This is a genomic window from Luteibacter sp. 1214 (assembly GCF_031455395.1).
Taxonomy (GTDB): Bacteria; Pseudomonadota; Gammaproteobacteria; order Xanthomonadales; family Rhodanobacteraceae; genus Luteibacter; species Luteibacter mycovicinus.
In genome coordinates this window covers 197,923-222,809 of sequence record NZ_JAVDSQ010000005.1, presented here as the reverse complement: position 1 = coordinate 222,809, position 24,887 = coordinate 197,923, and the positions used below count along the sequence as shown (strand labels likewise).

24 protein-coding genes are annotated in these 24,887 nt (G+C 65.1%); 12 read left to right on the top strand and 12 right to left on the bottom strand.

The genetic code is table 11. From position 1 onward, the window contains the following. Positions 1 to 24: 24 nt before the first annotated feature. Entirely contained in the window at positions 25 to 891 is an 867-nt protein-coding gene (locus J2X57_RS13645; protein WP_036112393.1) for a LysR family transcriptional regulator, read from the top strand. A 9-nt stretch (positions 892 to 900) separates the two neighbouring features. Here J2X57_RS13645 and J2X57_RS13640 read toward each other — a convergent pair whose 3' ends face one another. From J2X57_RS13640 to J2X57_RS13630, 3 genes are all read right to left on the bottom strand, one after another. Then, positions 901 to 1,521 carry a TetR/AcrR family transcriptional regulator gene (locus tag J2X57_RS13640; RefSeq protein ID WP_052191318.1) on the bottom strand — a complete coding sequence of 207 codons (621 nt, stop codon included), beginning with the start codon at positions 1,519 to 1,521 and terminating at the stop codon, positions 901 to 903. An 80-nt stretch (positions 1,522 to 1,601) separates the two neighbouring features. After that, complete coding sequence (locus J2X57_RS13635; RefSeq protein WP_309867910.1) at positions 1,602 to 3,257, bottom strand: glycoside hydrolase family 13 protein; 1,656 nt, start codon at positions 3,255 to 3,257, stop codon at positions 1,602 to 1,604. 61 nt (positions 3,258 to 3,318) lie between these two features. Beyond that, complete coding sequence (locus J2X57_RS13630; RefSeq protein WP_309867907.1) at positions 3,319 to 4,746, bottom strand: sugar porter family MFS transporter; 1,428 nt, start codon at positions 4,744 to 4,746, stop codon at positions 3,319 to 3,321. Between the two features lie 347 nt (positions 4,747 to 5,093). Between J2X57_RS13630 and J2X57_RS13625 the strand changes: the two genes are divergently transcribed. From J2X57_RS13625 to J2X57_RS13595, 7 genes are all read left to right on the top strand, one after another. Then, on the top strand, positions 5,094 to 5,261 hold the full coding sequence (locus J2X57_RS13625) for a hypothetical protein (protein WP_156108705.1): 168 nt from the start codon (positions 5,094 to 5,096) through the stop codon (positions 5,259 to 5,261). Between the two features lie 49 nt (positions 5,262 to 5,310). Beyond that, positions 5,311 to 5,775 (top strand): heme-degrading domain-containing protein, encoded by a 465-nt coding sequence (locus tag J2X57_RS13620; RefSeq protein WP_036112386.1) that lies wholly within the window; start codon positions 5,311 to 5,313, stop codon positions 5,773 to 5,775. Between the two features lie 317 nt (positions 5,776 to 6,092). Next, positions 6,093 to 6,527: a hypothetical protein gene (locus J2X57_RS13615; protein ID WP_036112383.1), complete on the top strand. Its 435-nt coding sequence runs from the start codon at positions 6,093 to 6,095 to the stop codon at positions 6,525 to 6,527. A gap of 125 nt (positions 6,528 to 6,652) precedes the next feature. Continuing rightward, entirely contained in the window at positions 6,653 to 7,687 is a 1,035-nt protein-coding gene (locus tag J2X57_RS13610) for a LacI family DNA-binding transcriptional regulator (RefSeq protein WP_036112380.1), read from the top strand. A gap of 205 nt (positions 7,688 to 7,892) precedes the next feature. Beyond that, positions 7,893 to 8,471, top strand: coding sequence for a sugar dehydrogenase complex small subunit (locus tag J2X57_RS13605; protein WP_051943487.1), 579 nt, complete (start codon positions 7,893 to 7,895; stop codon positions 8,469 to 8,471). Between the two features lie 60 nt (positions 8,472 to 8,531). Beyond that, on the top strand, positions 8,532 to 10,118 hold the full coding sequence (locus J2X57_RS13600) for a GMC family oxidoreductase (RefSeq protein ID WP_036112378.1): 1,587 nt from the start codon (positions 8,532 to 8,534) through the stop codon (positions 10,116 to 10,118). Beyond that, complete coding sequence (locus J2X57_RS13595; protein ID WP_309867897.1) at positions 10,118 to 11,545, top strand: c-type cytochrome; 1,428 nt, start codon at positions 10,118 to 10,120, stop codon at positions 11,543 to 11,545. The genes J2X57_RS13600 and J2X57_RS13595 overlap by 1 nt, the downstream gene beginning before the upstream one ends. Positions 11,546 to 11,677: 132 nt before the next feature. Here J2X57_RS13595 and J2X57_RS13590 read toward each other — a convergent pair whose 3' ends face one another. Together J2X57_RS13590 and J2X57_RS13585 are read right to left on the bottom strand one after the other, a co-directional pair. Continuing rightward, on the bottom strand, positions 11,678 to 13,273 hold the full coding sequence (locus J2X57_RS13590) for a Na+/H+ antiporter (RefSeq protein WP_036112374.1): 1,596 nt from the start codon (positions 13,271 to 13,273) through the stop codon (positions 11,678 to 11,680). After that, positions 13,240 to 14,031: a hypothetical protein gene (locus J2X57_RS13585; protein WP_309867894.1), complete on the bottom strand. Its 792-nt coding sequence runs from the start codon at positions 14,029 to 14,031 to the stop codon at positions 13,240 to 13,242. The genes J2X57_RS13590 and J2X57_RS13585 overlap by 34 nt, the downstream gene beginning before the upstream one ends. A gap of 108 nt (positions 14,032 to 14,139) precedes the next feature. Here J2X57_RS13585 and J2X57_RS13580 point away from each other — a divergent pair, with 108 nt between their 5' ends. Further along, complete coding sequence (locus J2X57_RS13580; RefSeq protein WP_090351312.1) at positions 14,140 to 14,358, top strand: hypothetical protein; 219 nt, start codon at positions 14,140 to 14,142, stop codon at positions 14,356 to 14,358. 3 nt (positions 14,359 to 14,361) lie between these two features. Here J2X57_RS13580 and J2X57_RS13575 read toward each other — a convergent pair whose 3' ends face one another. Continuing rightward, the gene (locus tag J2X57_RS13575) at positions 14,362 to 15,240 is read right to left on the bottom strand and encodes a LysR family transcriptional regulator (protein ID WP_239709069.1); all 879 of its coding nucleotides are present in this window, start codon (positions 15,238 to 15,240) and stop codon (positions 14,362 to 14,364) included. Between the two features lie 144 nt (positions 15,241 to 15,384). On the opposite strand from J2X57_RS13575, the gene J2X57_RS13570 reads away from it, so the two are divergent. Both J2X57_RS13570 and J2X57_RS13565 read left to right on the top strand, forming a co-directional pair. Then, on the top strand, positions 15,385 to 16,167 hold the full coding sequence (locus J2X57_RS13570; protein ID WP_309867891.1) for a class III extradiol ring-cleavage dioxygenase: 783 nt from the start codon (positions 15,385 to 15,387) through the stop codon (positions 16,165 to 16,167). Between the two features lie 154 nt (positions 16,168 to 16,321). Then, complete coding sequence (locus J2X57_RS13565; RefSeq protein ID WP_090351303.1) at positions 16,322 to 18,307, top strand: CocE/NonD family hydrolase; 1,986 nt, start codon at positions 16,322 to 16,324, stop codon at positions 18,305 to 18,307. Positions 18,308 to 18,331: 24 nt separating this feature from the next. On the opposite strand, the gene J2X57_RS13560 is transcribed toward J2X57_RS13565, so the two are convergent. From J2X57_RS13560 to J2X57_RS13550, 3 genes are read right to left on the bottom strand one after another with little or no spacing between them, the layout of a single operon-like run. After that, positions 18,332 to 18,661 carry a hypothetical protein gene (locus tag J2X57_RS13560; RefSeq protein ID WP_051943485.1) on the bottom strand — a complete coding sequence of 110 codons (330 nt, stop codon included), beginning with the start codon at positions 18,659 to 18,661 and terminating at the stop codon, positions 18,332 to 18,334. Positions 18,662 to 18,675: 14 nt separating this feature from the next. Then, positions 18,676 to 19,443 carry a LytTR family DNA-binding domain-containing protein gene (locus tag J2X57_RS13555; RefSeq protein WP_043694614.1) on the bottom strand — a complete coding sequence of 256 codons (768 nt, stop codon included), beginning with the start codon at positions 19,441 to 19,443 and terminating at the stop codon, positions 18,676 to 18,678. After that, positions 19,436 to 20,689 carry a histidine kinase gene (locus tag J2X57_RS13550; RefSeq protein WP_036112359.1) on the bottom strand — a complete coding sequence of 418 codons (1,254 nt, stop codon included), beginning with the start codon at positions 20,687 to 20,689 and terminating at the stop codon, positions 19,436 to 19,438. The genes J2X57_RS13555 and J2X57_RS13550 overlap by 8 nt, the downstream gene beginning before the upstream one ends. Before the next feature lie 202 nt (positions 20,690 to 20,891). On the opposite strand from J2X57_RS13550, the gene J2X57_RS13545 reads away from it, so the two are divergent. After that, positions 20,892 to 21,233 (top strand): hypothetical protein, encoded by a 342-nt coding sequence (locus J2X57_RS13545; RefSeq protein WP_036112357.1) that lies wholly within the window; start codon positions 20,892 to 20,894, stop codon positions 21,231 to 21,233. Here the strand turns inward: J2X57_RS13545 and J2X57_RS13540 are convergent, their stop codons facing one another. The 3 genes from J2X57_RS13540 to J2X57_RS13530 all read right to left on the bottom strand — a co-directional run bounded on the left by J2X57_RS13540 (position 21,234) and on the right by J2X57_RS13530 (position 24,838). Then, complete coding sequence (locus J2X57_RS13540) at positions 21,234 to 22,205, bottom strand: LD-carboxypeptidase (protein WP_239739776.1); 972 nt, start codon at positions 22,203 to 22,205, stop codon at positions 21,234 to 21,236. A 74-nt stretch (positions 22,206 to 22,279) separates the two neighbouring features. After that, on the bottom strand, positions 22,280 to 23,260 hold the full coding sequence (locus J2X57_RS13535) for a helix-turn-helix domain-containing protein (protein ID WP_036112354.1): 981 nt from the start codon (positions 23,258 to 23,260) through the stop codon (positions 22,280 to 22,282). 201 nt (positions 23,261 to 23,461) lie between these two features. Next, on the bottom strand, positions 23,462 to 24,838 hold the full coding sequence (locus J2X57_RS13530; RefSeq protein ID WP_309867882.1) for an Hsp70 family protein: 1,377 nt from the start codon (positions 24,836 to 24,838) through the stop codon (positions 23,462 to 23,464). Positions 24,839 to 24,887: the final 49 nt, after the last annotated feature.

Genomic DNA, 24,887 nt, shown 5'->3' with positions numbered 1-24,887 from the left:
ATGGCGGTAATCTGATGCCCATCTATGGAAACACTTTCGTGGGACGACCTGCGCATTCTTCTCGCCGTGCATCGTGCGGGGAGTCTGCTGGCGGCAGGGAAGGCGCTGGGCCTGTCGACATCCACGACGGCACGGCGCCTCGACGCGCTGGAGGCCTCGCTGGGGCACGCGCTCGTCTACAGGAGCCAGTCGGGCACCGAGCTGAAACCCGACGCCTTGCAGTTGATACGCTTGGCCGAGGGGCTTGAGCACGGCCTCGACGCGCTGCGCCGCGACCGTGCCATGCTGGCGGGAACGCTCCGGATCAGCGTGCCCGATGGGATGGCGCAGACCGTCGCCCGCTCATTGCTCGCCTTCCAGAGCAAGCACCCCCGCCTTGACCTCGAAGTGGTGGGAGAAAGCCGGATGAGCGACGTCGCCGCACGCGAGGCCGATATCGCGGTACGCCTGACCCGCTCAACCTCCAGCGTGCTGGTGGAAAAACATATGGGTAGCTACCGCTTCGGGCTCTATGCATCGGAAGATTATGTCCTGCGCCATCTACCCACCCGTCGCCTCGCCAAGGGAGAGGCGGCACGCCACGTCTTCGTCGGTCTGGACGAACGCTGGAAGGGCCTGCCCCACGAGCAATGGATGCGTAAACTGGGAGCGACACGCTTCGCGTTTCGCTCGAGTTCGATGGAAGCCATCATGGAAGCGGTTCGCCATGGCCTGGGGTTGGCCGCCTTCCTCGAGCAGGATCCGCGCTGCGCCGATCTCATTCGTATCGAAACGGACATAGACGGTCCATCGCAAGCGTTTTATCTCGTGTACCACCGCGATCTGCGCCAGCTACCGCACGTACGCGCCGCCGTCGCCGCTATCGCCGACTACATGAGCGCCCGCCGCTGAGGCGCACCGCTACGGCGCAAGGCTGCGCAAGGCGAGGTTCGTGACCTGATTCAACCCTTCAGTCGCGTTGTCGAGGTTGTACTGCAGCATCACGGGATGGATGAAGGGCGAGGCGGCAAGCCAGACACCGGTGACGACATCGTCGATCGGTGTCTTGCGCTCGAAATCGCCCGCCTCGCGGCCTTCGACGACGATCTCTCGCAGCATGGCCTCGAGCCGCTCGACGTACGCCCTCGAACTGGGCCACTGCTCCGTGCAGGAATGCATCACGATATCGTAGAGCTGCCGGTCGGCGAAGAACTGCTCACGACTCTGTTCCATCACGCTGCGGAACAGCGCGCGCAGCTTCTCGTGCGCGCCCCGGGCCTGCGAGACCGCCGCGTCCACTTCGGCAACCTGGACGCCGAGGCAACGGGCGCAGATGGCCTCGCCGATCGCGCGCTTGGAATCGAAGAACTTGTAGATGTACGCCTTCGAGAAACCGATGGCTCTGGCCAGATCGGACACCGTGGTTTTCGCGTAACCGTAGCGGCTGAAATGCTCGTCGGCCGCCTCCACGATGTGATCGCGGATAGTCTCCGCGGGGGCGCCGCGGAGGTTGATCTCGGTGCGGGGGGACGAGGCGATCATGGGGTGACGGTAACCGGGCTGGCTCTCGCGGACAACGAGTGACCCGTAGGTTATATGGTCACTCGCTGGAAAAACCACCCTCACCCCAACCAGACCGCCGAATTCGCCGGCAACATGTGCCCACTGTCCAGTGGCACACTGGACACCAGAACCTCGCCGCCGGGCAACGCGACCGGATGATCATTGGTGTTCACCACCACATGCACGCCGCCGTTGGCGAAAGCCACGACACCCGGCTCCGCATCGCGCCACAGCAACTCGCCGTTACCGAGATCCCGCTGACGACGCAGCCGCAAGGCCGAGCGATACAGCTCCAGCGTCGAGCCGGCATCGCCCTCCTGCCGATCCACCGCATAGCGCGCGAACGACACGGGCTGCGGCAGCCACGTCGCCGTGCCCGGACCGAAGCCGAACGCGGGAGCCGCGCTCTGCCACGGTAGCGGCACACGGCAGCCGTCGCGGCCGATCTCCTCGCCTGAGGTCCGGAAGAATGCCGGATCCTGGCGATGCTCCGCCTCGAGCGTCGTGTGCTCGGGGAGACCGAGCTCTTCGCCCTGATAGATGTACGCCGAGCCCGGCAATGCCAGCGTCAGCAACGCCGCCGCACGCGCACGGCGCAGGCCAAGCGCCTCGTTCGGCTGCTCGCCGGCCGCGTCGATGCCCTTCGGCCGCGCACCCGGGACACTCAGGCCATAACGCGACGTGTGCCGCACCGTGTCGTGGTTCGACATCACCCACGTCGTCGGTGCACCCACCTCGGCACTCACGGCCAGCGAGCGCGTGACCACGTCACGAAACGCCCGCGCATCCCAGTGGGTGAGCAGGTAGTCGAAGTTGAACGCCTGCTGCATTTCATCGGCGCGCACATAACGGGCGAGGCGCTGTGGCGGATGCACCCACGCCTCGGCCACCATCATGCGGTCGTTGTCGTACTCGTCCAGCACCTGACGCCAGCGGCGATACACGTCGTGCACGCCTTCCTGGTCCCACATCGGGCCGTTGTTGGAGTGCGCACCTTCCTCGCCTTCGACCATCGAGGTCTGCCCTGCCCAGTCGGGCAGGCCTTCGGCCTTGATCAGGCCGTGCGCCACGTCGACGCGAAAACCGTCGACGCCACGGTCCAGCCAGAAGCGCAACACGTCCTCGAAGTCGGAGCGCACTTCGGGGTGGTCCCAGTTGAGATCCGGCTGACTGCGATCGAACAGATGCAGATACCACTGGCTGTCGCCGGGTGCGCGCGACCATGCGTTGCCACCGAAGATGCTCTGCCAGTTGTTCGGCGGCAGCTCACCGTCCTTACCCTTGCCGTCGCGGAAGATGTAGCGCTGGCGTGCCGCACTGCCCGGCAACGTCGCGACCGCCTCCCTGAACCAAGCGTGCTCGGTCGACGTATGGTTGGGTACGAGGTCGACGATGATGCGCAGGCCCAGACGATGCGCCTCGGCCAGCATGCGGTCGAAGTCCGCCAGCGTGCCGAACAAGGGATCGACATCGCGATAATCCGATACGTCATAGCCCGCATCGTGCTGCGGCGAACGATAGAACGGCGACAGCCAGATCGCATCCACACCGAGCTTCGCCAGATACGGCAGTCGCGAGGCGATGCCGGGAAGGTCGCCGATGCCATCGCCATCGTTGTCGGCGAACGAACGGGGATACACCTGATAGATGACGGCGTGCCGCCACCACGTGGTCTCATCCTGCGGAGCGGATCGTGCAAGATTCGTCTGCGTCATGAAGTCTCCTCTCGTGGCTGGTCGCAGTGTTCGTGTAAGGACAACATCGCTCGCCAGCGGTTCATGCGGCGCGCGTTTCGCTCTTCAAAGGTAGAAAGGTGCCGTCATGCAGCGATTCTTCAACCTCTTCGAGGCTACGGCCCTTGGTTTCGGGCAGACAAACGAAGACGAAGAGAAAGCCGAGCGCATTCAGGCCCGCATAAACCCACATGGCGCCGCCCACGCCGAGCCAGTGCGTCATCGACAGCGCCGTGCCGGTCAGCAGCAGGTTCGAACCCCACAGCATCGCCGCGTGCGCGCCGGTGGCGCGATCGCGGATGCGCAGCGGATAGATTTCCGAACCCACCAGCCAGCCGATCACCTGGATGCCGCCGGAATTGAAGACCATGAAGGCGATGAGGCAGGCCACGACGAGCGCGCCGCGATGATTGCCACCGAGATTGAAATGAAACACCGCGCCCAGCAGCACCAGCGCGACGGCGGCGAACGGCATCATCCACAAGGTGAGCGTGCGGCGGCCGACATGATCGACCACCAGCTTGCCGAGTAGCGTCATCAACAGGTACGTGATGGCGACGCCCAGCGCCGCGAGCAGCGCCGATGAGTGGCCAAAACCTGCCTGCGTCAGAAACGTGGGGGTGTAATAGATCATCATTTCGATGCCGGAAAGCTGTGTGAACGCAGCGACACCCAGCCCGGCGATCACGGCCGGACGGAGCCACTTCGCACCGAGATCGCGCCAGCGCGAAGCGCCGCGCTCCTTCGAGCGATCGAGCACTTTCTCGATCTGCGTGACCTCGCGGCGCACCTGCGATTCGCTGTCGCGGATGCGCATCAGCGTGTCGTGCGCTTCATCGGCACGGCCTTGTTCCACCAGCCAGCGCGGGCTGAACGGTGCAAACAGCATGCCGACGAACAGCAGGAACGCGGGAATCGCCGCGACGCCGATCATCCAGCGCCAGGTCCAGTCGTTCTGCAGCACGACGCCGACGATGGCGGCAAGAAGAATGCCGACACCGATCGACACGTTGAAGAACGTCACCAGTCGTCCCCGACGATCGGCAGGCGCCAGCTCGGCGATATAGGTCGGCACCACCTGCGTGCAGGCGCCGACGGCGATGCCGAGGAAGACACGGGAAAGCGCGAGTTCCCACGCGCCTCGCGATACCGCGGAGGCGAGCACGCCGACGACATAGAGAATCGCCACGGCAATGATCGTGCGGCGACGGCCGATGCTCACCGAGAAACGCGAACTGGCGAGGGCACCGATCACCGCGCCGAGCAGGATGGCCGCGGCGACGATTTCCTGTGCCTGTGCGTCGAGCTGGAACTCGGTCGATATCTGCAGTAGCGCACCGGAAATGATGCCAGTGTCGTAACCGTAGAGACCGCCGGAAATCGCCGCGAGCATGGCCACGAGAGTCATGCGCCACGAAGCGGCCTTAGAATTTAGATCGATTGAAACTGAATTGACTTTACTGGTGTCCAAGAACTGCCCCCGTAGCGAGTGGAGTGTGGCGCGGCGAAAACACGCGCAGGAAGAATGTTCACGACCGCGGCGCGAAAGATAACGTCGAGCGCACGCGGGGAACCGATGAAACTGCAATCACCTTAGCTCAGCACGGTGGAAGGGTTCAAATTTCAGACGCGCTTTTCAGCGCTCAGGACGGGTTTAGACGTGTGGCGTTTGGTCGCGATTCGCCCCCGGAAGCGCCCACCAACTTACATGTAACTAACAAGTGAAGGCGCATGGTGGACGCACCTGTCCGGTGTGCCGGACAGCATCCCTTGCGCGTGCCTTCGCCAGGGCGGTCCCACGCCCCATCATGGAATGTCATGCCACCGCAGAAACCCGAAAATCGCTTTCCCAAGGGTGCTCCGGCCGACCGTTCGTCCGCCGCCTTCGTCTCTTACGTTTATTCGCATTCGCGTCGCGCGCCCCTGCCCGAAGTGCCCCGCGATCCGGCCAGGCCGGGCAAGGCCAAGTCGGGAGGCAACGCGTAGTCTCCCGTTAGAATCCCACCTCATCCGTACAACGCATGAGGTGGGATCCATGAGCGACCCGACGCTCGACGAACTCGCGACCGAAGAGGCGCGACTGCAGTTCGACACGCTGAGTCTCGAACAGGTATGGGACGTCGGTTGCGCGCTGCGCGAGCTGGCTGTGCAGCGATCCGCGAAAGTCGCGATCGAGATCGCGTTGCGCGACCGCGTGCTGTTCCACACCGCACTGCCCGGCACGGATATCGCCAACGCCAACTGGGTGCGACGCAAGCGCAATACCGTGCTCGCCCTCGGTACCAGTACCCTCGTCGTCGGCATGAAACTCGCCAAAGCCAGTCAGACGCTCGAGGAGCGCTACGGCCTGTCGCCCGCGGAGCACGCTTCCGACGGCGGCGGCTTTCCGCTGCGATTGCGCGGCCTCGGCGTCATCGGCGCGATAACGGTATCCGGCATGCCGTCGTTGCAGGACCACCGGCTGGTCACGGACGTTCTTGCGCGTTTTCTCAACCGTTAGGTGGACTCGCTCTCGCATAGTAGCGGACCCGATAGCCACGTCGTTCGAGGGCGGCCTCGAGATGGCCTGCGTCTTTGAAATGAACCTGACGCAGGGCAAGGGCCGTTGTCATACGTGAAAGGTTCCAAAAAAGGAGCTGTTTCAGTCTAACGCGTCGAAAAGCCAACGCCCGTCACATAACCCCGTGTGCTTTGTCCCGTCCTTCGCCGTATCCTTCCCGGACAGGGGTATTTTCGGCAACCGATGGACCAAACGACGCTTCCTCCGGCCCGACCGGGGGGCGGCCCCTGCCCGACCACTTTCCGGGAACACCAGGTATGGCGCAGACGTCGACGAAAAGCATCCTGCATGTACGGCCCGCACATTTCGTGTCCGCGGTCGCCACCGGGATAGCCGTCACAGGACCCACGGACGACGGCTTCGTCCACCTGCACTTCTTCCGGGAGACGCAGCGCATCACCAACGACGATGTGCCCAGCCGCAGCAGCGCACCGAACGAGGTGGAGCTGGCCTGGGGCCATGCGGAGCCCAATATCCATCTGGTCCGCGAGGAAGTGGCCGTGATCTCCATCCCCGTGGGACGGCTGCCGTTCGTCAGCACGGCGCTGAACAAGGCGGTGCGATTTGTGGCGCGGGTGATGGCACCCAACGTGGGACACATGGCGGAGAGCCGGAGGACAGGGGAGACGATCGCCGAGTCTTCCCACGGGGCGGTGGGAACGATGCCTGCGCGGCCGGGGGTGACGGCTTGACGGGAACGGCTCTCGCGTGAGCGTAGGCCACCCCGGGGCCCGCGACGACTGGTCGCGGGCCCCGGCGGCCGCGCCGGGACGGCGCTCCCGTATGATGGTGCACTGCATCATGCCATCCGATTGCCATGCCGAAACAGAAAACCCGCATCGTCGATCTGGCTGCCGCCGCACGTGTCAGTGCCGCGACGGTCGACCGGGTGCTCAACGGGCGCGGGGGCGTCAGCGAGCGCGCGCAGTCCCGCGTGCTCGAAGCCGCCAAGCGGCTGAAGATCAACCGCGTGATCGAGGTACCGCCGGGTCGATGGCTGCACGTGCCGATCCTGATGCAGTCGCCCACGATTCCCTTCTACGATGAGCTCGGCCGACGCTTCGAGCACCATCGTATGGCCATGCACGCGATGCGTGTGCGCAGCCAGGTGCATCACCTGTCGGAGATCGCGCCCGAAGCGGTCGCCGCCGAGATCGACCATCACGCCGAAGGCGCCGATGCGCTGATCGTGACGACCCACGACCACCCGCTGGTGCGCGATGCCGTGCGTCGCGCGGCGGATCGCTGCCCGGTCGTCACCCTCGCTTCGGACCTGCCCGATAGCGGTCGCCTCGCCTATGTCGGCACGGATACGCATGCCGCCGGTCGTCTCGCCGGCGAGCTGATGGGCCGGTTTCTCGGTCCCGCGGGCGGCTCGATCCTGCTGATCAAGGGTTACCACCACTTCCGCAGCCACGAGCAGCGCGAGCGCGGTTTCGTGGAGGCGCTGCGCGAGCACTTTCCGGACGTGCAGATCATCCACCGCGCGGACAGCCAGGAAGACCCGGAGAGCACCGGGCGCATCGTCACCGACGTGCTCAACGCGGTGCCCGGCCTGCGTGGCATCTACAACACATCGGTAGGCGACGACGGGGTCGCCAGGGTGCTGACCGAGCGCACGCGTCCACGCGAGGTGGTCTTTATCGGTCACGACCTGACGGAAAGTAATCGCCGTCTGCTAGAACTGGGCCTGATGGACGCCGTGCTCGACCAGAACCTGGCGGCGCAGGCTGCCCGTGCGCTGACCCACGTGCTCGCGCGTTTCGGTCGTGCGGCCGCGCCGCCGCCCCGTCCGCAGCCCACGGCCATCGTGATGCGCGAGAACCTTCCGGCGAGGCATCGGGACATTTGACGTAAAACCATCAACTTTTGAGGTTGAGGGTTTTACATCAAAACCGCTTTCTATAATTCGCGCCGTCGTGCCGCATGTGCCGCCGTGACGCAGCGCTTTTTGTTTCTGCTCCAGCTCCCCGTGATGGCCGATGCGTTCGGCTGACAATGCGCTCCGCATCTGTCGACGCTTCGCTTCTCCCGCCATCGCAAGAGGAAGCAGTCCGATGACCGATATCCACGGGTCCCCTTCCCGTGCCGTTCCGCCGATCGATGCCGGCCGCCGCCGGCTGCTGATCTCCGCGGGCATGATCGCCGCCGCAGGCGCCCTGCTCCCCTGGACCCGCATGGCCTATGGCCAGTCGCCCGCCCAGGCCAGCCCCGCCGAACTCGACGCGTTCCTGACCCTGGGTCGCCGCCTTACCGGCCATCCCGAGCTTCCCGCCGACGTCTCCGCACGGCTGTTCGCCGCGCTGGCCGCCGGTGACCGCAACTTCGGTCCGCAGGTGACCGCGCTCATCCGCGCCATGGATGCCGCCGGCATCGACGACATGCACAAGTTCAAGGGCTCCGCCGTCGACGCCGACCCCGCCCTCAAGGCGCTTGCCGTGTCCATCGTCAGCGGCTGGTACCTCGGTTACACCGGCGAGCCCAAGGGCACCGGCAAGGACGACGGTACGCAGTTCATCACGTACACGGGGGCCCTGATGTTCAAGCCCACGATCGACGTGACGGTGATCCCGACCTATGCCCGCGCCGGTACCGACTACTGGTCGGCCGCCCCGGCCAGCATCGCGACGGACTGACCGCGCGAACACGGCGCCACGTACGGGCGCTTGCGCCCCCACGCACACGCAGGACATACCATGAACACGCAATACGACGCCGACGTCGTCGTCATCGGCTCGGGCGCGCTCGGCAGCAACGCTGCCTATGAGCTGTCCAGACAGGGCCACTCGGTCATCATGTTGGAAGCCGGCTCGCGCATTCCGCGCTGGAAGATCCTCGAGAATTTCCGCAGTTCGTCGCGCAAGTCCAACTTCAACGATCCGTATCCGAACGAACCGTGGGCACACACCACGTTCGAGCCGGACTATATCGAGAACACCGGCTCGTTCGAATTCCGGCCGGGCATGCTGAAGCTGGTCGGCGGCACGACGTGGCACTGGGCGGCCGCCTGCTGGCGTTACCTGCCCAACGACATGAAGCTGAAGACGCTCTATGGCGTCGGTCGTGACTGGCCCATCGGCTATGAAGAGCTCGAGCCCTACTACCAGCGCGCTGAAGAAGCGCTGGGCGTGGCCGGCAACGGCGAGGAAGACCAGAGCGGCCAGGGCGGCAAGGCATGGCCGCCGCGTTCCAAGCCGTACCCGCTGCCGCCGGACGCGACGACCTACATGAATCAGGAGCTCAACAAGCGCCTGGGTCCCGCGGGTTACCACTACATCCATGAGCCCAATGGCCGCGTGACCAAGCCGTACGACGGCCGTCCCGCGTGCTGCGGCAACAACAACTGCATGCCGGTCTGCCCCATCGGCGCGATGTACAGCGGCGACATGCATGCCACGCACGCCGAGCGCGCGGGTACGAAGCTGCTCACCGAATCCACGGCGTACAAGCTCGAGAAAGGCGCGGGCGGCAAGATCGTCGCCGTGCATTACCGCAAGCCGGACGGCACCGACGCGCGTCTGACCGCGAAGTACTTCATCGTGGCCGCGCACGGTCTGGAAACGGCCAAGCTGCTGCTGATGTCCGACGTCGCCAACTCGTCCGACCAGGTCGGCCGCAACCTCATGGACCACACCGGCATCGGTCTGTTGATGATCGGCGACCAGCCCCTGTGGCCGGGACGTGGCGCCGTGCAGCAAGGTGGCATCTTCAACTGGCGCGATGGCGACTTCCGCAAGCGTCACTCGGCGGTCAAGCACTCGATGTCGAACGCCGTACCGAACCGCGTGGTCACCGAGCGGCTGCTGAAGAAGGGCGTGATCGGCCCCGAACTGGACGAGCGCATCCGTCACGACGCGTCGCGCTGGATCGACGTCGGTACCGTCTTCGAGATGCTGCCGAACCCGGCCAACCGTGTCACGCCGAGCGACAAGAAGGATGCCCTCGGCATCCCGATGCTGCGCGTGAATTACGACGTGGACGACTACGCGAAGGCCGGCAAGGTCATCGCCAAGGAGGACTATGCCCGGTTCGCCAAGCTGTTCAACGCCGAGATCGTCGAAGACGAGAGCGGCTGGCAGAACCGCGACCACATCATGGGTACGGTGATCATGGGTTCGGATGCGAAGGATTCCGTCGTCAACGGCGAATGCCGCACCTTCGACCACGACAACCTGTTCCTGGCCACCACCGGCGTGATTCCCGCCTCCGGTGTGATCAACCCGACGCTCACCGGCGTCGCGCTGTCGATCCGCATCGCCGACACGATTCACAAGGAAATCTGATGGCCACGAATTCCCTGTTTCGCGGCCTGCTGCGAGCTGCCGTCCTGGTCGGCGCCGTCGCCGTCTCCGCGCCGTCACTTGCCCAGGACGACAACGACGCGCTGATCGCCCGTGGCAAAGGCGTCGCCATCGCGGCCGACTGCGCCGCCTGCCATACCTCGTCGCCGGACAAGCCGTTCGCCGGCGGTCGCGGCATCGGTTCGCCGATGGGCAACATCTACGCATCCAACATCACGCCGTCGAAAGACGATGGTATCGGTGGCTACAGTGAGGCGCAGTTCGCCCGAGCGGTACGCGAGGGCGTCAACGCAAAAGGCGACCACCTCTACCCCGCCATGCCATATACGGCATATGCGGGCATCACCGATGCCGACATGCATGCGCTGTATGTGTACTTCATGCAGGGCGTGGCGCCGGTGGACAACAAGGTGAAGGAAACCCGCCTCGCCTTCCCGTACAGCATGCGCTGGACCATGGCCGGCTGGAACCTGATGTTCCTGCACAAGCCCGCGGCCATCGACGCCACGGGCACCGAACGCGGTCGTTATCTTGTCGACGTGCTGGGTCACTGCAGCTCGTGCCACTCGCCGCGCAACCTGCTCATGGCGGAACGCCAGGACGCGTACCTCGGCGGTGCCACGATCGACGGTTGGTTCGCCCCGAACATCACCTCCGATCCGGTCAGCGGCATCGGCGGCTGGTCGGAAGACGAACTGGCGTCGTATCTCAAGAACGGTCACGTGCACGGCAAGGGCCAGGCCGGGGGCGGCATGGCGGAAGCCGTGGAGCAGAGCCTGCGTTTCCTGTCAGACGACGACATCAAGTCGATGGCGACCTACCTGAAGACGGTCAGGCCGATCCGCGATCCGGCGGACACCAAAGCTTCGTATGCATACGAAGGTGGCAGCGCCCTGCCCCCGACGACGACGCTGGAGCCGCTGCGTGGGGATGCCGCCACCGGACCGGATGTGCGCGGCGTGCATGACACCGTGGACGGTGCCGCGCTCTACAGCGGCGCGTGCGCCAGCTGCCATCAGCCGAGCGGCAAGGGGACGGAGAATCAGTACTTCCCGTCGCTGAGCCACAACCGTGCGGTAGGTCTGTCGCGTCCGGACAACCTGATCATGGCGGTCCTTCATGGCCTCGACCGTCAGGGTGCCGACATGCATGTGTCGATGCCGGCGTTCGAGTACGACATGACGGACGCGCAGGTGGCTGCGGTCGTTAATTACGTGGAAGAGCACTTCGGTAATCCGGCGGTGCATGCGACGGCCGAGGATGTCGCGACGATCCGTGCGGGTGGGCCGAAGCCGTTGCTGCTTAAGCTGACGCCGTACCTGATGGTGGCGGGTGTGGTTGTCGCTGTCCTGGTGCTTTGGCTGGTTGTGTTTCTGGTCCGGCGTCGGAAGCGTAAGTCACGTCGCTGATTTTTTGGTGGTATGGTATCTGAGGGGTGCCGCAGTGATGCGGCGCCCTTTTTTTTGGCCTCGGGGCGAGGGAGCCGTCGGCTGCCATGCCAACATCTTCCGAAATGACCTGGTAGCACCTCGTCCGAGGATTCACACCGGACTCTGCCGATCATTCTCCGCAGCGATCTCCTGCAGATCCAGATCCCGCTCCAGATAATGCAGCAGATCGTCATGAATCCGCCCTGCGCGGTGCAGCTTGAGCAGTTCAACACGCCCCGCCGCGATCGCCGCCAGAATCACGTCGTAATGTGACTCCCGCCCGCCGGTAAAGTCCTGCGGCGCGGCAGCGAACCGCTCAGCGATCGTCGCGCGGTACGTGTACTGCTCCAGCAGACGCGGATGAATCAACGATCCATCCGCGCCATAGGCACGCGCCTTCACCGCCTCGAGCTGCGCGGCATCGATCAACGCACCTGCCTGCCCTTCGGTCAGATGCGCCATGTCGACATGCACCACACGGTCCAGGCCGAGCCAGCGAATCACCGGCCCCATCGTGCCGCCCTGCAACACCACGGTGACGAGAATCACCGCAAACGCAGCGGCCAGGGTCAGGTCGCGCCCGGGCATTTCCTCAGGCAACGACAGTGCGATGGCCAGCGTCACCACCCCACGCATCCCCGCCCAGCTCAGCAAAAACGATTCACGTGGCGACGGCGGCGCGGCTCCACGTCCGATCAGATGCGCGAGCGGCCGACGCAGATAGTCCGTGGCATACACCCAGACAAACCGGGAAAGAATCACGGCGGCCACCACCGCGAGGATGGGAAGGCCCAGCGCCTGCAGCGCATCGCCAAGGCCACCCAGCCGCTCGACGACACCGCGCAGCGAAAAGCCGATCAGGATGAAGACGAGTGCTTCGAGCAGGAAGATCATTACCGCCCAGAAGGTCGTGGCGCGCACGCGGATGTTCGCCGAGAACACCTCGTGCTGGTACCAGCCGAAAATGATGCCGGTCGTCACCACCGCCATCACGCCGGACACGTGCACGGCCTCACCGCCGATGTAAGCGGCCCATGGCGAGAGGCACGACGCGGTAATGGCGAGAAATACCTGATCCATCCGGCGCAGCACCAGGACGACGACCGCACCGATCAGCGCACCCACCGCGATGCCACCCAGCGCCAGGCCGGCGAAGCTCATCACCGCGCCCTGAGCGCTGAAGGCACCGGTCAGGGCGGCGGCCACCGCGAAGCGGAAAAGCACCAGCCCGGTCGCGTCGTTGAGGAGACTCTCGCCTTCCAGCAACACCATCGGCCGACGCGGCAGCTTCACCTTGCCCAGCACCGCTTTCGCGGCGACAGCATCCGGCGGCGAAACGACGGCGCCGAGTGCGAAACATGCCGCCCATGGCAGCGACGGCAACACGGCATGCACCGTGACACCGACGGCGAAGGTGGTGAACACGACCGCCCCCACCGCCAGCCAGAGGATGCCGCCGAGGTAGCGGCGGAAGTCCGACCAGACCGTATAGAACGCTCCGTCCATCAGCAGCGGCGGCAGGAAAACGATCAGCACCAGCTCGGGATCGAAGCTCACCGCCGGTATGCCAGGCAGGAAGGCGATGCCGATGCCACCGGCCAGCAACGCCGCCGCGGTAGGCAGGCGAAGACGTCGCGCGATGAGCTCGAGCGCGACGATCGCGACCAGAAGGATCAGGACGAATTTGAACGTTTCTGTCGATGACATGGTGAGGCCGACGCGGCGGGACGTACCGCTTGTGGCAAGGATAGTCGAGGTGACCGGCCATCGGTCTTGGCCATCCGCGCGGTCAGCAACCAGCCGTTGGCATCGGCGAAGTGGCCGGTTGGCATCGCGCCTTCCAGCGTGACATGCAGGCCCAGTGCGCCGGGCACGCGACGCAGGTCGGGGAACCAGCGGCGGTCACGGTCGACGAGGATCAACAGGCCCTCGTGATCGCCCAGAGGGGCGAACAGGTCGGACGACTCGCCGAACGGTGCGATGCCGAATCGCGTCACCATGGCCCGCACAAGCGCGGGCACATCGTCGGTGGGCAGGCCCACTTCGCTGACGCAGGCGATCTCCATGCCGTGGAACGGGCCATCGACACCGTCCTCATAGGCGTCGTCGAAGGTGTCCGCCAGCGCGTCCCGCGCGATCAGCTCGAGCACCGCGTCATGCGGCCCGGCGAAGTAGACCGAATCCGACCGCCAGGCACCGCCCAGCCGGAAACGCTCCTCGTCCATGGGATCCCGCAGCAGCAGGGCTCGCTCGCGCAGCCAGGAAAAGGCGGCTTCGAAGCGGCGAGGCGATACGTTGAACGCCAGATGGACCGAGCCCGTATCGGCCGCCGCAGGCACGATCTCGAGGGTCGTCCAGCCGACTCGCACGAGCCGTCCCTCGACAGGGAGCTGCATGACGTCGCGGTAAAAGGCCACACAGGCACCGACATCGACGGAAGGAAGGGTGATCCGGGTGATGCGCATGGGGGTCTCCTGCGATGTGCGAGACACCCATTGAACAACCTCAAGCGCGCTCGAGGTCAACCCCCTCCTTTACATGCGGCAGACACATCGTGGGGGTACGCTCCATCCATGACGAACCGCGATGAACTCCGCCAGATGCTCGAACGCCTCGACAGCGAGGTGACCACCGGCTTGCGCGACAACCCCGACCGCGACGCTTTCTGGCCCGAGTTCGCGATGCAGTCGAACGCCGTGCTCGAAGCCGCCGGCAACGAGCACTTCGACTGGGTCAGCGCGGAGATTGCCGACATGCTGCACCGGCACGGCATCCCGGTTCCGGAAGCCTGAGCTTCAGCCAGCGCTCCAGTCCACGTCCTTGAAGGACTCGGCGAGAAAGTCGACCAGTCGACGCACCTTCACCGGCAGGTGCTTGCGCGACGGATACACGGCGTGGATGCCGATGACGCCCGCGGCGTGCCCCGGCAACACCTCGTGCAAGCGCCCCGCGCGCACGTCGTGTCCCACGATGAAGTCCGGCTGCAACGTGATGCCCTGACCGGCCAATGCCGCAATACGGCAGGTATCGCCGTTATTGCTTCGAATCACCGGGCGCACCGTGACGCGCTCCACCGCCCCCTCGTGCACGAACTGCCAGTCATCCGGCCAGTAGCTGTAGCCGAGCACGGCGTGACGGGCCAGGTCGGCGACACGCCCGGGCGCGCCGTGGGCGGCGAGGTAAGCGGGAGACGCGCACAGGATCATCCGCGTGGTCCCCAGCGTGCGACTGACCAGGGTCGAGCTGGCCAGCGTGGAGATGCGAACGGCGAGATCGTAGCCTTCCTCCACCAGGTCGACCACCCGATCCGACAACGTGATGTCCAGCGACACCTTGGGATGCGCCTGCGCGAACCGCGCCCACAATGGCGCAAGATGCAGCACACCGAAAGTCAGCGGTGCCGTGATGCGAAGCAGGCCACTGGCCTCGCCATGCCGGGCGGTGAGCTCCGACTCCGCCTCGGCGATCCCGGCCAGCAGCTCGCGCGCCCTTGCGTAGAAAAGACGTCCCTCCTCGCTCAGCGACAGCCGCCGGGTGGTCCGGTGGAGCAACCGCACCTCCAGCCGTTTTTCGAGGTCGGCGACATGGCGCGAGATGGCGGCCTTGGTAAAGCCGGTGGCCTGAGCCGCGCCCACGAAGCTCCCGGCGTCGACGACCGCCACGAAGCTGCTCATTTCCTGGACCTTGTCCACGTCCTACCCCGTATGCCGTGACATCCGGAGTGTCTCATAAAGCGCAACACTGGGTCGTTCAAAACGCCGTTTATCCGCGCCGGAGGAACCAATATCGTGACGACATCCGCAGAGGAACCGCCTGCCATGTCCACCACTCCCGTTATCTTCATCTCCCACGGCGCGCCCACGTTCGCACTCGATCCCGGTCTGCTCGGGCCCGCACTGCAACGCTTTGGCGCCGGCCTGATCGATATCCGTGCGGTACTCGTCGTCTCGCCCCACTGGCAGGCCCAGGGCCTGACCGTGATGATCGGTGAGCGGCCGGCCACGTTGCACGACTTCCGCGGTTTCCCCGAGGCGCTGTATCGCCTGCAATACCCGGCTCCGGGCGCGCCCGACGTCGCGAGGGAGACGGCCCTGCTGCTGCAAGAGGCGGGCTATACGGTGCACGCCGATGCGACGCGCCCGCGGGATCACGGTGCCTGGTCGCCGCTGCGCTTCCTGTTGCCCGCCGCCACGCTGCCCGTCTTCCAGCTCGCCATGCCGTACGACCTCGACGCTGCCGGTGCGCTCGCGCTGGGTCGTGCGCTGCGTCCCCTGCGCGATCGCGGCGTGCTGATCGTCGGCTCGGGCAGCCTCACGCATAATCTCTACGACATCCGCATGACGGCAGATGTCGCGCCGTATGCTCAGGCCTTCGCGGACTGGACGAGCAAACGCCTCGTCGCGCGCGATGCGGGTGCACTCGAAGACTATCGGCGGATCGCTCCGTCCGCCGAGCGCGCGCATCCGACGGAAGAACATTATCTGCCCTTGCTCGTGGCTTTCGGCGCCAGCGACGAGGCCGACCGGTTCGAGGTGCTGCACGGCGGAATGACCTACGGCGTGCTGTCGATGGATTCGTATGCATGGAGCGCCGCGACGTAACCGGACTGGACACACTCGTCGATGTCGGTCGCTTCGTGCGATCGCCGGCAGCGGACGTCTGGATGGCAGACCGCCCCTGCCGGAAGTCATGCATTGTTCTGACCGGACCGTTTTGTCAGACTCGATGAACCGTCCCTGAAATAGGCTTCGCCCGATGCGAACCCCGCGCCCTGCCCTCCACTCTGTCAGGACCGCGCTGTCGGTCGGCCTGGCGTCCTGCTGTCTGGCTCTGATCGCGGCCCCTGTTGCCGCACAGCAGACGACGCTCACGCCGGAACAGAAGGCGACCATCGCCAAGCGCATCGAGACCGAGCAGCAGCTCGAGGACATCGCCGTCGTCGACCGCAAGGTGATGGTGAAGATGCGCGACGGCAAGCGCATGGCGGCGGACGTCTATCGTCCGAAGAACGCGACCGGTAAGGTGCCGACGATCTTCGTCCGCACTCCCTACAACTTCAATTTCTGGGACGTGAAGCTCGGCGCGCCGCGCGACATGACGCGTCAGCTCGCCGCCGTGAAGCGCGGCTACGCGTATGTCGACATGAACGAGCGTGGCCACTACTTCTCCGAAGGCAATTACGACATCCTCGGCGCGCCGCTCAGTGACGGCGTCGACGCCGTGCGCTGGATGACCTCGCAGCCGTGGTCCAACGGCAAGGTCGGCACCACGGGCTGCTCGTCCACCGCGGAATGGCAGATGGCCGTGGTGGCCGAGAACGAGCCAGGTCTGGCCACGTTCAACGTCCAGGGCTTCGGTGCGGGCGTCGGTCGCGTCGGCCCCTACTACGAGCAGGGCAACTGGTACCGCGGCGGTGCGGTGCAGATGCTGTTCCAGGCCTGGATCTACGGTGAGCAGAACCAGGTGCGCCCGATGTTTCCGGCGAACACCTCGCAGGCCGATCTGATCCGTGCATCGAAGGCCTTCGACCTCGACCCGCAGATGCCGCCGGTGGACTGGGACCAGGCGTTCTGGCACCTGCCGGAAAAAGACATCCTCAAGGCGGTCGACGGCCCGAAGGGCATCTTCGCCGATGTGATGGACGTGCCGACCGGCGGCAACATGATCGCGCGCACGCCCAACAGTCCCGCCTGGTACAAGGGCGGTCTGTGGCACGAGAACATGAAGATCAACAAGCCGGGCCTGTGGTTCATGAGCTGGTTCGACGTGTCCGTGTCGCCCAACCTGGCCGCGTACAACCACGTGCGTGCCACGGCGCCGAAGGAGATCGCGGACGAGCAGTACGCAGTGATCGCGCCGGTGCTGCATTGCGCATTCAGCCGCGCGACCGAGCACACCATGATCGGCGACCTCGACGTCGGCGATGCGCGCTTCGATTACGACAGCCTGGTCTACGGCTGGTTCGACAAGTTCCTCAAGGGCGTCGACAGCCCCGTCGTCGATAAGCAGCCCAAGGTCATGTACTACGTCATGGGCGAGAACAAGTGGCACAACGCGACCATGTGGCCACCGGCGAACGCGACCACGCGAGATCTGTTCTTTACCAGCGGCGGCAAGGCCAACACGCTTTACGGCGACGGCAAGCTGGTCACGGCGGCGGGAGGCACCGATCAGCCGGACCACTTCCTCTACGATCCGATGAACCCGGTGACGACACTGGGCGGTGGCGGTTGCTGCCAGGGCAATGCCGTGAAGTTCGGCTCGTTCGACCAGAACCCGCAGCTCACGCGTAACGACATCCTCGTCTACGACTCCGAGCCCTTCAAGGAAGGCACGGAAGTCAGCGGTCCGATCACGGTGACGCTGTATGTGTCATCCGATGCGAAAGATACCGACTTCACCTTCAAGGTGATGGACGTCGGCACCGACGGCAAGGCCTTCAACCTGACCGAAAACATCCAGCGCATGCGTTACCGCGAGGGCTACGACAAGCCGCCGGTGTGGATGAAGGATGGCGAGGTGTACAAGGTGACGTTCCAGCCGATCGACACCAGCAATTTCTTCTATCCGGGACACAAGCTGCGTGTGGCGATTTCGAGCAGCAACTTCCCGCGCTTCGACCGCAACCTCAATACGGGTGGGAACAACTTCGATGAGACCAGCGGCGTGATCGCGCATAACGCGGTGCACCACGACGCGGCACACCCGTCGAAGATCACGTTCACGGTCGTGCCGCGGTAACCAGCGTGCCGCGCTCCTACGATTTCAGATGGCCTTGCAGGTCGGCGACATCTTTGCTCCGTCGCGCGTCACGCACTGCGCAAATCCACCGGGCAAGCCATCCACCCGCCGCTCTTCGCGCACCGCGAGCACGAAGCTCCGCAGCGGCTTATCCCCGTCGAACACCGTGTAATGACACTGCCCCGAATCGCTCGCTTCGCAGGCGAAACGCGCGCGTCCCATGCGCACCTCCGTTCGGCTGTCCAGGTTCACGTGGCCGTTTTCCTTCGCGGTCACCACCATGACGCGGTTCTGCGAGTCCGTGCAACCGGCAAGATTCAGAAAGCAGTAAAAAATGGCGAGGAACCATCGCATGACGTTCTCCTTCGTCACATGGCCCGGAAGATGGCCATGAAGGGCTGACTGACGCTCAGCGTTTCGGGACGACCGCGCAGGCGAAGACAGCCTTTACCGCTGTCGTCTCGCTCGACCGATGCCACCTGGCGGAGATTGACGATCGTGGACCGGTGGATTTGCCGGAACGACCTGGCATCCAGCTGACGCAGCAGGTCGCGGATCGGCCTGGTAAGCAAGGCATCGCCCTCCGCGGTGGCCACCAGCGTGTATTTGTTGTCGGCGCGGAAATAGATCACGTCGTCGACGAGAATCAGACGCGTGGCCTTCCCCGCTCCCGCCGTGATCCAGGTCAGCGGTTCGTCGGTGGGCTCATCGAAACGGCCGATCAGATCCTTCGCCAGGTCGCCCGTACGGCGTGAATGACGCTCCGCTTCGGCGAGCCGGCTGCGCAGGCGTCTCACGGTCTGCACCAGTCGATCCGCCACCACCGGCTTCAACAGGTAATCGACCGCGCCACGTTCGAAGGCATCGACGGCATACTGGTCATACGCGGTCACGAACACGACGAGCGTCGTCGGGCTGGCATCCGCCGCCGCCGCGGCGACTTCCATACCGGTAAGACCCGGCATACGGATATCGAGAAAAGCGACGTCGGGACGGTGCGTCGCGATGGCATCCAGCGCTTCGCCGCCATCTTCGCAGACCGCCACGATGTCCAGATCCGGCCATGCCTGTGCCAGTTCACGCTGGAGCGCGGCGGCGAGCAGCTTCTCGTCTTCGGCCACGATGCATTTAGGCACGGTCGTTCACTCCCCGGGCCGGCAGCATGATGGTCGCCGCGACGCCGTGCGGAAAATTGTTGCCGATAGCGAACGTGGCCAGGGCACCGTAGGTCAGGCGCAGTCGTTCACGCAGATTCTTCAGGCCGATACCGGTGCCCGAGCCCTCGCTGCGGAAGCCGACGCCATCGTCGGCCACGGTGAGCGACAGCGAGGGACCATCCAGCGTCGCGCGGATCCAGATGCCGCCGCCACCAGGCTTCGGCTCGAGCCCGTGCTTGATCGCGTTTTCCACCAGCGTCTGCAGCATCATCGACGGCATCGGCGTATCCGCGATAGGTGCCGGGACATCGACATGCACGGTGAGGCGCTCGCCCATGCGCAGCTTCATGATCTCCAGCCACGCCGTGGAACGTTCGAGCTCCTGCGCCAGCGTCGAGAGCGAACCATCGGTGCGCGGAAGCGAGCGACGCAGGTAATCGATGAGATGGCCCAGCATGCGATCGGCGCGCGCCGGGTCGGTACGGACGAGTTCCTGGGCACTGGCCAACGTGTTGTAGAGGAAGTGCGGTTCGACCTGTGCCTGCAGCAATCCCAGCTGCGCCGCGGTCAGTTCCTTTTCCATCGTGGTCTGGCGCACGTCGGCGCGTTCCCGGTTACGACGTTCGGCCAGGCGCTGGGTCAAGGCGCGCACCAGGGTTTCCACGTACTCGAGCGAGGCGCCACGGTCGGGGTTGAACCAGTCGCTCCAGGCACCGGCATCCGGCTCACAGACGAACATGACGCTGCATGATCCGTCGGCGGGCGTGATGGTCGCCGAGATGCGCGTCTGGACGTCCATCGGCAGCCGGGGCATCTGGCGCCCACGAAGACGTGGCCGCTCGTGCTCCGGTCCGCGAATGACGGCGCGCACCTGCAGGCCGCCGCGGGCCGCCGCGACCTCGTGGACGTCAGGCAGATCGCGCATCACGCTCTCGACAAGGGCGTAGGCTTCGTCGGCGGGATGAGGTACCTCGACACGACGGCGCTGACGGTTCGACAACGTCTCCGCATCGATACGGCCGGCGATGGTCCGCACGCGGTAGAGATGCGTGACGCCCCTTCCCAGTGCGATCAGCAGACCGACGAACCACAGAAAGGTAAAGATCCACGGCAGCTCGCCATGGTTCCAGCCAAGCGCGTTCCAGACCACGAGCATGACGCACCATGCCGCGACCCACGCCACCGCGATACGCCCCAGAAATCTGACACTCCTGCCCCATGCCATCACAGCCACCCGCGTCCCGAAAGTGCGGCGAGCATACGACGGTCCCGGCGCCCGATGAGGGCCGATCCGACGAAACCGGCCATGGGCCGACGAAACCCCGTTCCCGCGCCGCAGCATGACCTTGGCTGCGCGATGGGCCATGCTCGGGAAACGGCCCGGCGGTGGGGATCGCCGGCCAAGACAATGACAAAGGGGTTAACGCATGGCTTTGTTGCTCGTCGTTTTCGCTGTCGCTGTTCTCGCCATTTTTCTCGGCATCAACATGCTGCCGAAGAATCACCCCGCCAACTGGCTGCTAGGCATTGTCGGAGGCGCCTGCCTCGTCCTTGCCTGGTACGCCATCTTCCGTCCGATGCTCATCGCATCCGGCGGTGGCGACCCCTCGCTCGTCGCGGTCGGACTCACCGCCGCGGGCATCGTTTCCTGCGTGCTTGGCCTGGTGTGTCTGGGCGTATGCGTGTGGCGCGACCCGGCACGCTTCTGGGTGCTGTCCATCGTTTTCATCGGTGTCATCGGCGCCACGCAGGTCACTGCGCTGGCGTGATCAGGATGGCATGCGCGATCCGCCCGCGCAGTGGTATCCGCGGGCGGAGAGCAACGCGTTGCCGTCGACGATGCGCAGTTCGGCAGGCGCGCCGAAGGGAAGCGTGACCTTGTCCGGCCCATGGCCGAAATGCAGACCGCGTACGAGCGGGGTCTCGGCAATGTCCGCGAAACGCTCGAGTGCGTGTTCCATGTCGTAGCCGTTGTCGTACTCGCTGACGCGTTGGCCGCCCAGGCCACCGATCAAGATGGCCGACTGCCGGTCGATGACGCCGCTCAGCTTCAGCTCGTAGAGCATCCGCTCGATACGAAAGGCCTGTTCGCCGCTCTCCTCGATATAGAGGATGCCGCCCTCGATGTCGGGCAGATAAGCCGTACCGGTGAGGCTGCACAGGGACGAGAGGTTACCGCCCCATAACGTGCCGCTGGCGCGCAGGTCGGTCTGGGTATCCGGGCACAGCCACTCGAAATCCGCACGCGGCGAGAGCACCGTGAGCCAGAACTGCCGCCAGGTGGTCTCGCGCAGGTAATCGGCGCCGAAGTCCGGCACGAGCATGGGCCCATGGAACGAGCTGATTCCGCTACAGGCCAGCAGAGCACACTGCAGCACGGTGAACTCGCCGTGGCCGACGAAGGCGCACTGCTCGTCGGCGAAGCGCTCCCGCAACCCGGTGTAGTCGAGGCGATCCAGCAGCGGCACGGCACCGTAGCCACCACAGGTGGCCATCACGATATCCGGGAGCGCCCGCCCCGCATCGGCAAGGCGATTGATTTCCGACGCGCGCTCGGCATCGCTCCCGGCGAAACGCAGCGAGACGCGGTCGAGCACATCGGTGCCCAGAATGGTATGGCCTGCGGCCTGGAGACGTTCGATCCCGCGCTGACCAGCAGCGCGGTCTTCCGCATAACCAGAGGGTGCGATGAGCCGTATATCGAGTCGTTTCGGCATATGAAGCAAAGTATGGACGCCCATACCAATACCCCTACGCCGACCGGAAGGCAACCCGGAGTTGGACGGACCGCCTCTGTCCGACGCTTACCCCTCCGTCACCAACCGTCGTACTCCTCGGCAACCGTGAGGTCTTCCGCCGGTGCGCTTCGGGTCAGTGTCTCGCGTGGCTGCTCGCCAAAGACGCTGCGGTATTTCTCAGCGAAGCGAGACAGGTCCCACATGCCGCAGCTCAATGCCACCGACTTGACCGAACGACGGCCGGCCTCCGCGGTAACCAGACTGCGATGGGCCGTACACAGCCGTAGCATCGCCAGGTAGCGGTTGGGCGGGATACCGAGCAGGTCGTCGAAGGCGTAGCGCAAGCCGCGTTCACTGGCCCCTGCCGCCTGACAGAGCTCCTGCGAGTAGATATCGCGGCGCAGGTTGGCCCGCATGAAACGTTCCGCCCGCCGCATGACCTGATAGTGCGCCCGCCGCCCGCGCGAGGCCACCGGGCGGTCTTCCGGGGACGAACCGAGTGCGACACGGATGTGCTCGTCGAGGAGATCCTCGACCGGACCGAAAGCCACGTCGTCGGATTCACGCAACCTGTCGGCGATTTGCCTGTAAGCCCGCTTGAGATGATCGGAGTTGACCGAAAACAGACGCAGTCGCTGGGCCGCCATGTCGACGTCGGCATGGTCGGAGGCGAGGAACCGGGAGCGGAACCGTGCGTACGGGGCCACGACCAGGGTAAAGCGCGTGCCTCGCTCGAACATGAAATCTGTCGGTGTTCCCCTGAGCAGGGTCACCGCCATTTCCGATTCCACGCTGATGCCCTGGCACCAGCTTCGTTCACCTGCCTCGTGCAGATATACGAGCATGCAGGCATCTTCAGGAACGGTCAGTGTCCCGCGCACGTCGAAGTCCAGGTGCGCGGTGACATAGGTGACACCGTCATGAGACTTCGAGGACAGCGCGGCGCGAGGTCGCGCCGGACTCAGAGTGAGAAGATCGACGTCGCATACACCCAGGGCGGCGCCCAGCGTCACCAGATCGTAATCCTCGAGCCCCTGTACATCGGAAGGACGATTCATGTGCGGTCCTCCCAGCGATTCATCGTAGCCATACGTCTACACCCCCACCGTCCCGGGGACAGGCACTCTGCCTGTCCGCAGCATCTCCCTAGCCAATCGCCCTCACACATTCGAGTGAGACGACGTCAGACCGTATAACTACTCATGTAAGGCAAGAAATGCTAGTGGTGTGTGAATTTGCCGAATAGGCCTAACGTTCACTCAAGCATTTGATGAAATTGGCAAAAGTGCCGCCTGGGCCAGTCCTGCGACAACGCCCAGCGAGGGGTCCCCATGCACCACCGCCACGCCGGGGAAGCTGGCGCCCACCCGCGCGCGCACCTGTGGCGAACGCGAGGTGCCGCCGGTCAGGAAAACGCTGCGAGGCGCCTCGTCCAGATCCGCACTTGCCTCGCTCAGCAAACGCGCCATGCGATCGAGGAAGTCCTCGGAAGCCGCGTCGAAATCCGCCGACACCGCATGGATCGCCAAGCCTAGCTCGATGAAGTCCAGCGAAGCCGTTGTGGAGTCGCTGGCCGACAACCCGATCTTTACCCGTTCCGCCGACTGGTTCAGGCGCGTCGTCGAGCCCGTGCCCTGCAGTGCCTGCAGGCGCGAGCGGAACGGCTCATCGACGAAGCGGTAGTCCTGTTTGCGGAACTCGCGCTGCTTGGGCAGGTTGTGCACGCTGGCCGCTTCGACGAAGTGGTGCACGGGAACGCCGGTGGTGTCCTTGCCGAACAGAGGCATGAAGCTGTGCAGGCTCACGCCGACATCCAGATCGGTACCCCCGCGCGGCAAGCCCCAACTGCGATGCATGACCGGCGTCTCGCCCGCGCCCAGCTCGGCATAAGCCACGTCGGTGGTACCGCCGCCGATGTCGACGATGATGGCCCTCTGCCGCTCCGGCAGGGACAGGTGGTAATGCATGGCCGCCGCCGCGGGCTCCTCGAGAAACGAGACCTCGTCGAAGCCGGCGATGCCCGCCGCCTCGCGCAGGATCGAGAGCGCCTGCTCGCCACCCGCCGCGCCCATCGAACTGCGGAATTCCACGGGGCGACCGATCACGGCCGCCCGTACCGGGGTGCCGAACTGGCGGGTCGCCACCAGGCGGACGTGCTCGAGAATGTGCGCCGCGATGCTGACGATCGTCTTGCGGACACGGGGATCCAGCTTGTAGCCGAACATCGACTTGGGCGATTCGATCAGGTTGCCTGTGCCTTCTTCGAGGTAGGCCTCGACCGCCTCCTCGCCGAACAGGGCGTCCTGGAAGCTGGCCACCGATGCCGAGGCCTCCCGGGTCCGCTCCTCCATCCACTGGCGGCGGACCACCCGGATCGCGTCGCGGCGCAGATCGCCTTCCGGGCGAGGGGTACGCCCTGACTGGCGTTCATCCGCACGCGAGGCGCGCACGAAAGCGTCCACCTGGGCCTCGAGGGCCGGCGTCAGCACGAAGTCGTCGATGTTAGGGACGACCTCGGGGAAGAACACGGCGGTGCGAAATTGCTGGGCGTCGCCGAAGCGGACCAGTTCGAGCTGGCCGTCGACGACCGCGGCGGCGGCCGAATAGCTGGTGCCGAAGTCGATGCCGATGCGCATGTAGGCGTTTCCGGACAGGAAAACCGTCCATTATGACCATGCTTGAGGC

What these genes read in the sequence shown, in the direction of transcription:
- J2X57_RS13645 (WP_036112393.1), top strand. Translation starts at nt 25, where the DNA reads ATGGAAACACTTTCGTGGGACGACCTGCGCATTCTTCTCGCCGTGCAT.
- J2X57_RS13640 (WP_052191318.1), bottom strand. Translation starts at nt 1,521, where the DNA reads ATGATCGCCTCGTCCCCCCGCACCGAGATCAACCTCCGCGGCGCCCCC.
- J2X57_RS13635 (WP_309867910.1), bottom strand. Translation starts at nt 3,257, where the DNA reads ATGACGCAGACGAATCTTGCACGATCCGCTCCGCAGGATGAGACCACG.
- J2X57_RS13625 (WP_156108705.1), top strand. Translation starts at nt 5,094, where the DNA reads ATGCCACCGCAGAAACCCGAAAATCGCTTTCCCAAGGGTGCTCCGGCC.
- J2X57_RS13620 (WP_036112386.1), top strand. Translation starts at nt 5,311, where the DNA reads ATGAGCGACCCGACGCTCGACGAACTCGCGACCGAAGAGGCGCGACTG.
- J2X57_RS13615 (WP_036112383.1), top strand. Translation starts at nt 6,093, where the DNA reads ATGGCGCAGACGTCGACGAAAAGCATCCTGCATGTACGGCCCGCACAT.
- J2X57_RS13610 (WP_036112380.1), top strand. Translation starts at nt 6,653, where the DNA reads ATGCCGAAACAGAAAACCCGCATCGTCGATCTGGCTGCCGCCGCACGT.
- J2X57_RS13605 (WP_051943487.1), top strand. Translation starts at nt 7,893, where the DNA reads ATGACCGATATCCACGGGTCCCCTTCCCGTGCCGTTCCGCCGATCGAT.
- J2X57_RS13600 (WP_036112378.1), top strand. Translation starts at nt 8,532, where the DNA reads ATGAACACGCAATACGACGCCGACGTCGTCGTCATCGGCTCGGGCGCG.
- J2X57_RS13595 (WP_309867897.1), top strand. Translation starts at nt 10,118, where the DNA reads ATGGCCACGAATTCCCTGTTTCGCGGCCTGCTGCGAGCTGCCGTCCTG.
- J2X57_RS13590 (WP_036112374.1), bottom strand. Translation starts at nt 13,273, where the DNA reads ATGTCATCGACAGAAACGTTCAAATTCGTCCTGATCCTTCTGGTCGCG.
- J2X57_RS13585 (WP_309867894.1), bottom strand. Translation starts at nt 14,031, where the DNA reads ATGCGCATCACCCGGATCACCCTTCCTTCCGTCGATGTCGGTGCCTGT.
- J2X57_RS13580 (WP_090351312.1), top strand. Translation starts at nt 14,140, where the DNA reads ATGACGAACCGCGATGAACTCCGCCAGATGCTCGAACGCCTCGACAGC.
- J2X57_RS13575 (WP_239709069.1), bottom strand. Translation starts at nt 15,240, where the DNA reads ATGAGCAGCTTCGTGGCGGTCGTCGACGCCGGGAGCTTCGTGGGCGCG.
- J2X57_RS13570 (WP_309867891.1), top strand. Translation starts at nt 15,385, where the DNA reads ATGTCCACCACTCCCGTTATCTTCATCTCCCACGGCGCGCCCACGTTC.
- J2X57_RS13565 (WP_090351303.1), top strand. Translation starts at nt 16,322, where the DNA reads ATGCGAACCCCGCGCCCTGCCCTCCACTCTGTCAGGACCGCGCTGTCG.
- J2X57_RS13560 (WP_051943485.1), bottom strand. Translation starts at nt 18,661, where the DNA reads ATGCGATGGTTCCTCGCCATTTTTTACTGCTTTCTGAATCTTGCCGGT.
- J2X57_RS13550 (WP_036112359.1), bottom strand. Translation starts at nt 20,689, where the DNA reads ATGGCATGGGGCAGGAGTGTCAGATTTCTGGGGCGTATCGCGGTGGCG.
- J2X57_RS13545 (WP_036112357.1), top strand. Translation starts at nt 20,892, where the DNA reads ATGGCTTTGTTGCTCGTCGTTTTCGCTGTCGCTGTTCTCGCCATTTTT.
- J2X57_RS13540 (WP_239739776.1), bottom strand. Translation starts at nt 22,205, where the DNA reads ATGGGCGTCCATACTTTGCTTCATATGCCGAAACGACTCGATATACGG.
- J2X57_RS13535 (WP_036112354.1), bottom strand. Translation starts at nt 23,260, where the DNA reads ATGAATCGTCCTTCCGATGTACAGGGGCTCGAGGATTACGATCTGGTG.
- J2X57_RS13530 (WP_309867882.1), bottom strand. Translation starts at nt 24,838, where the DNA reads ATGCGCATCGGCATCGACTTCGGCACCAGCTATTCGGCCGCCGCCGCG.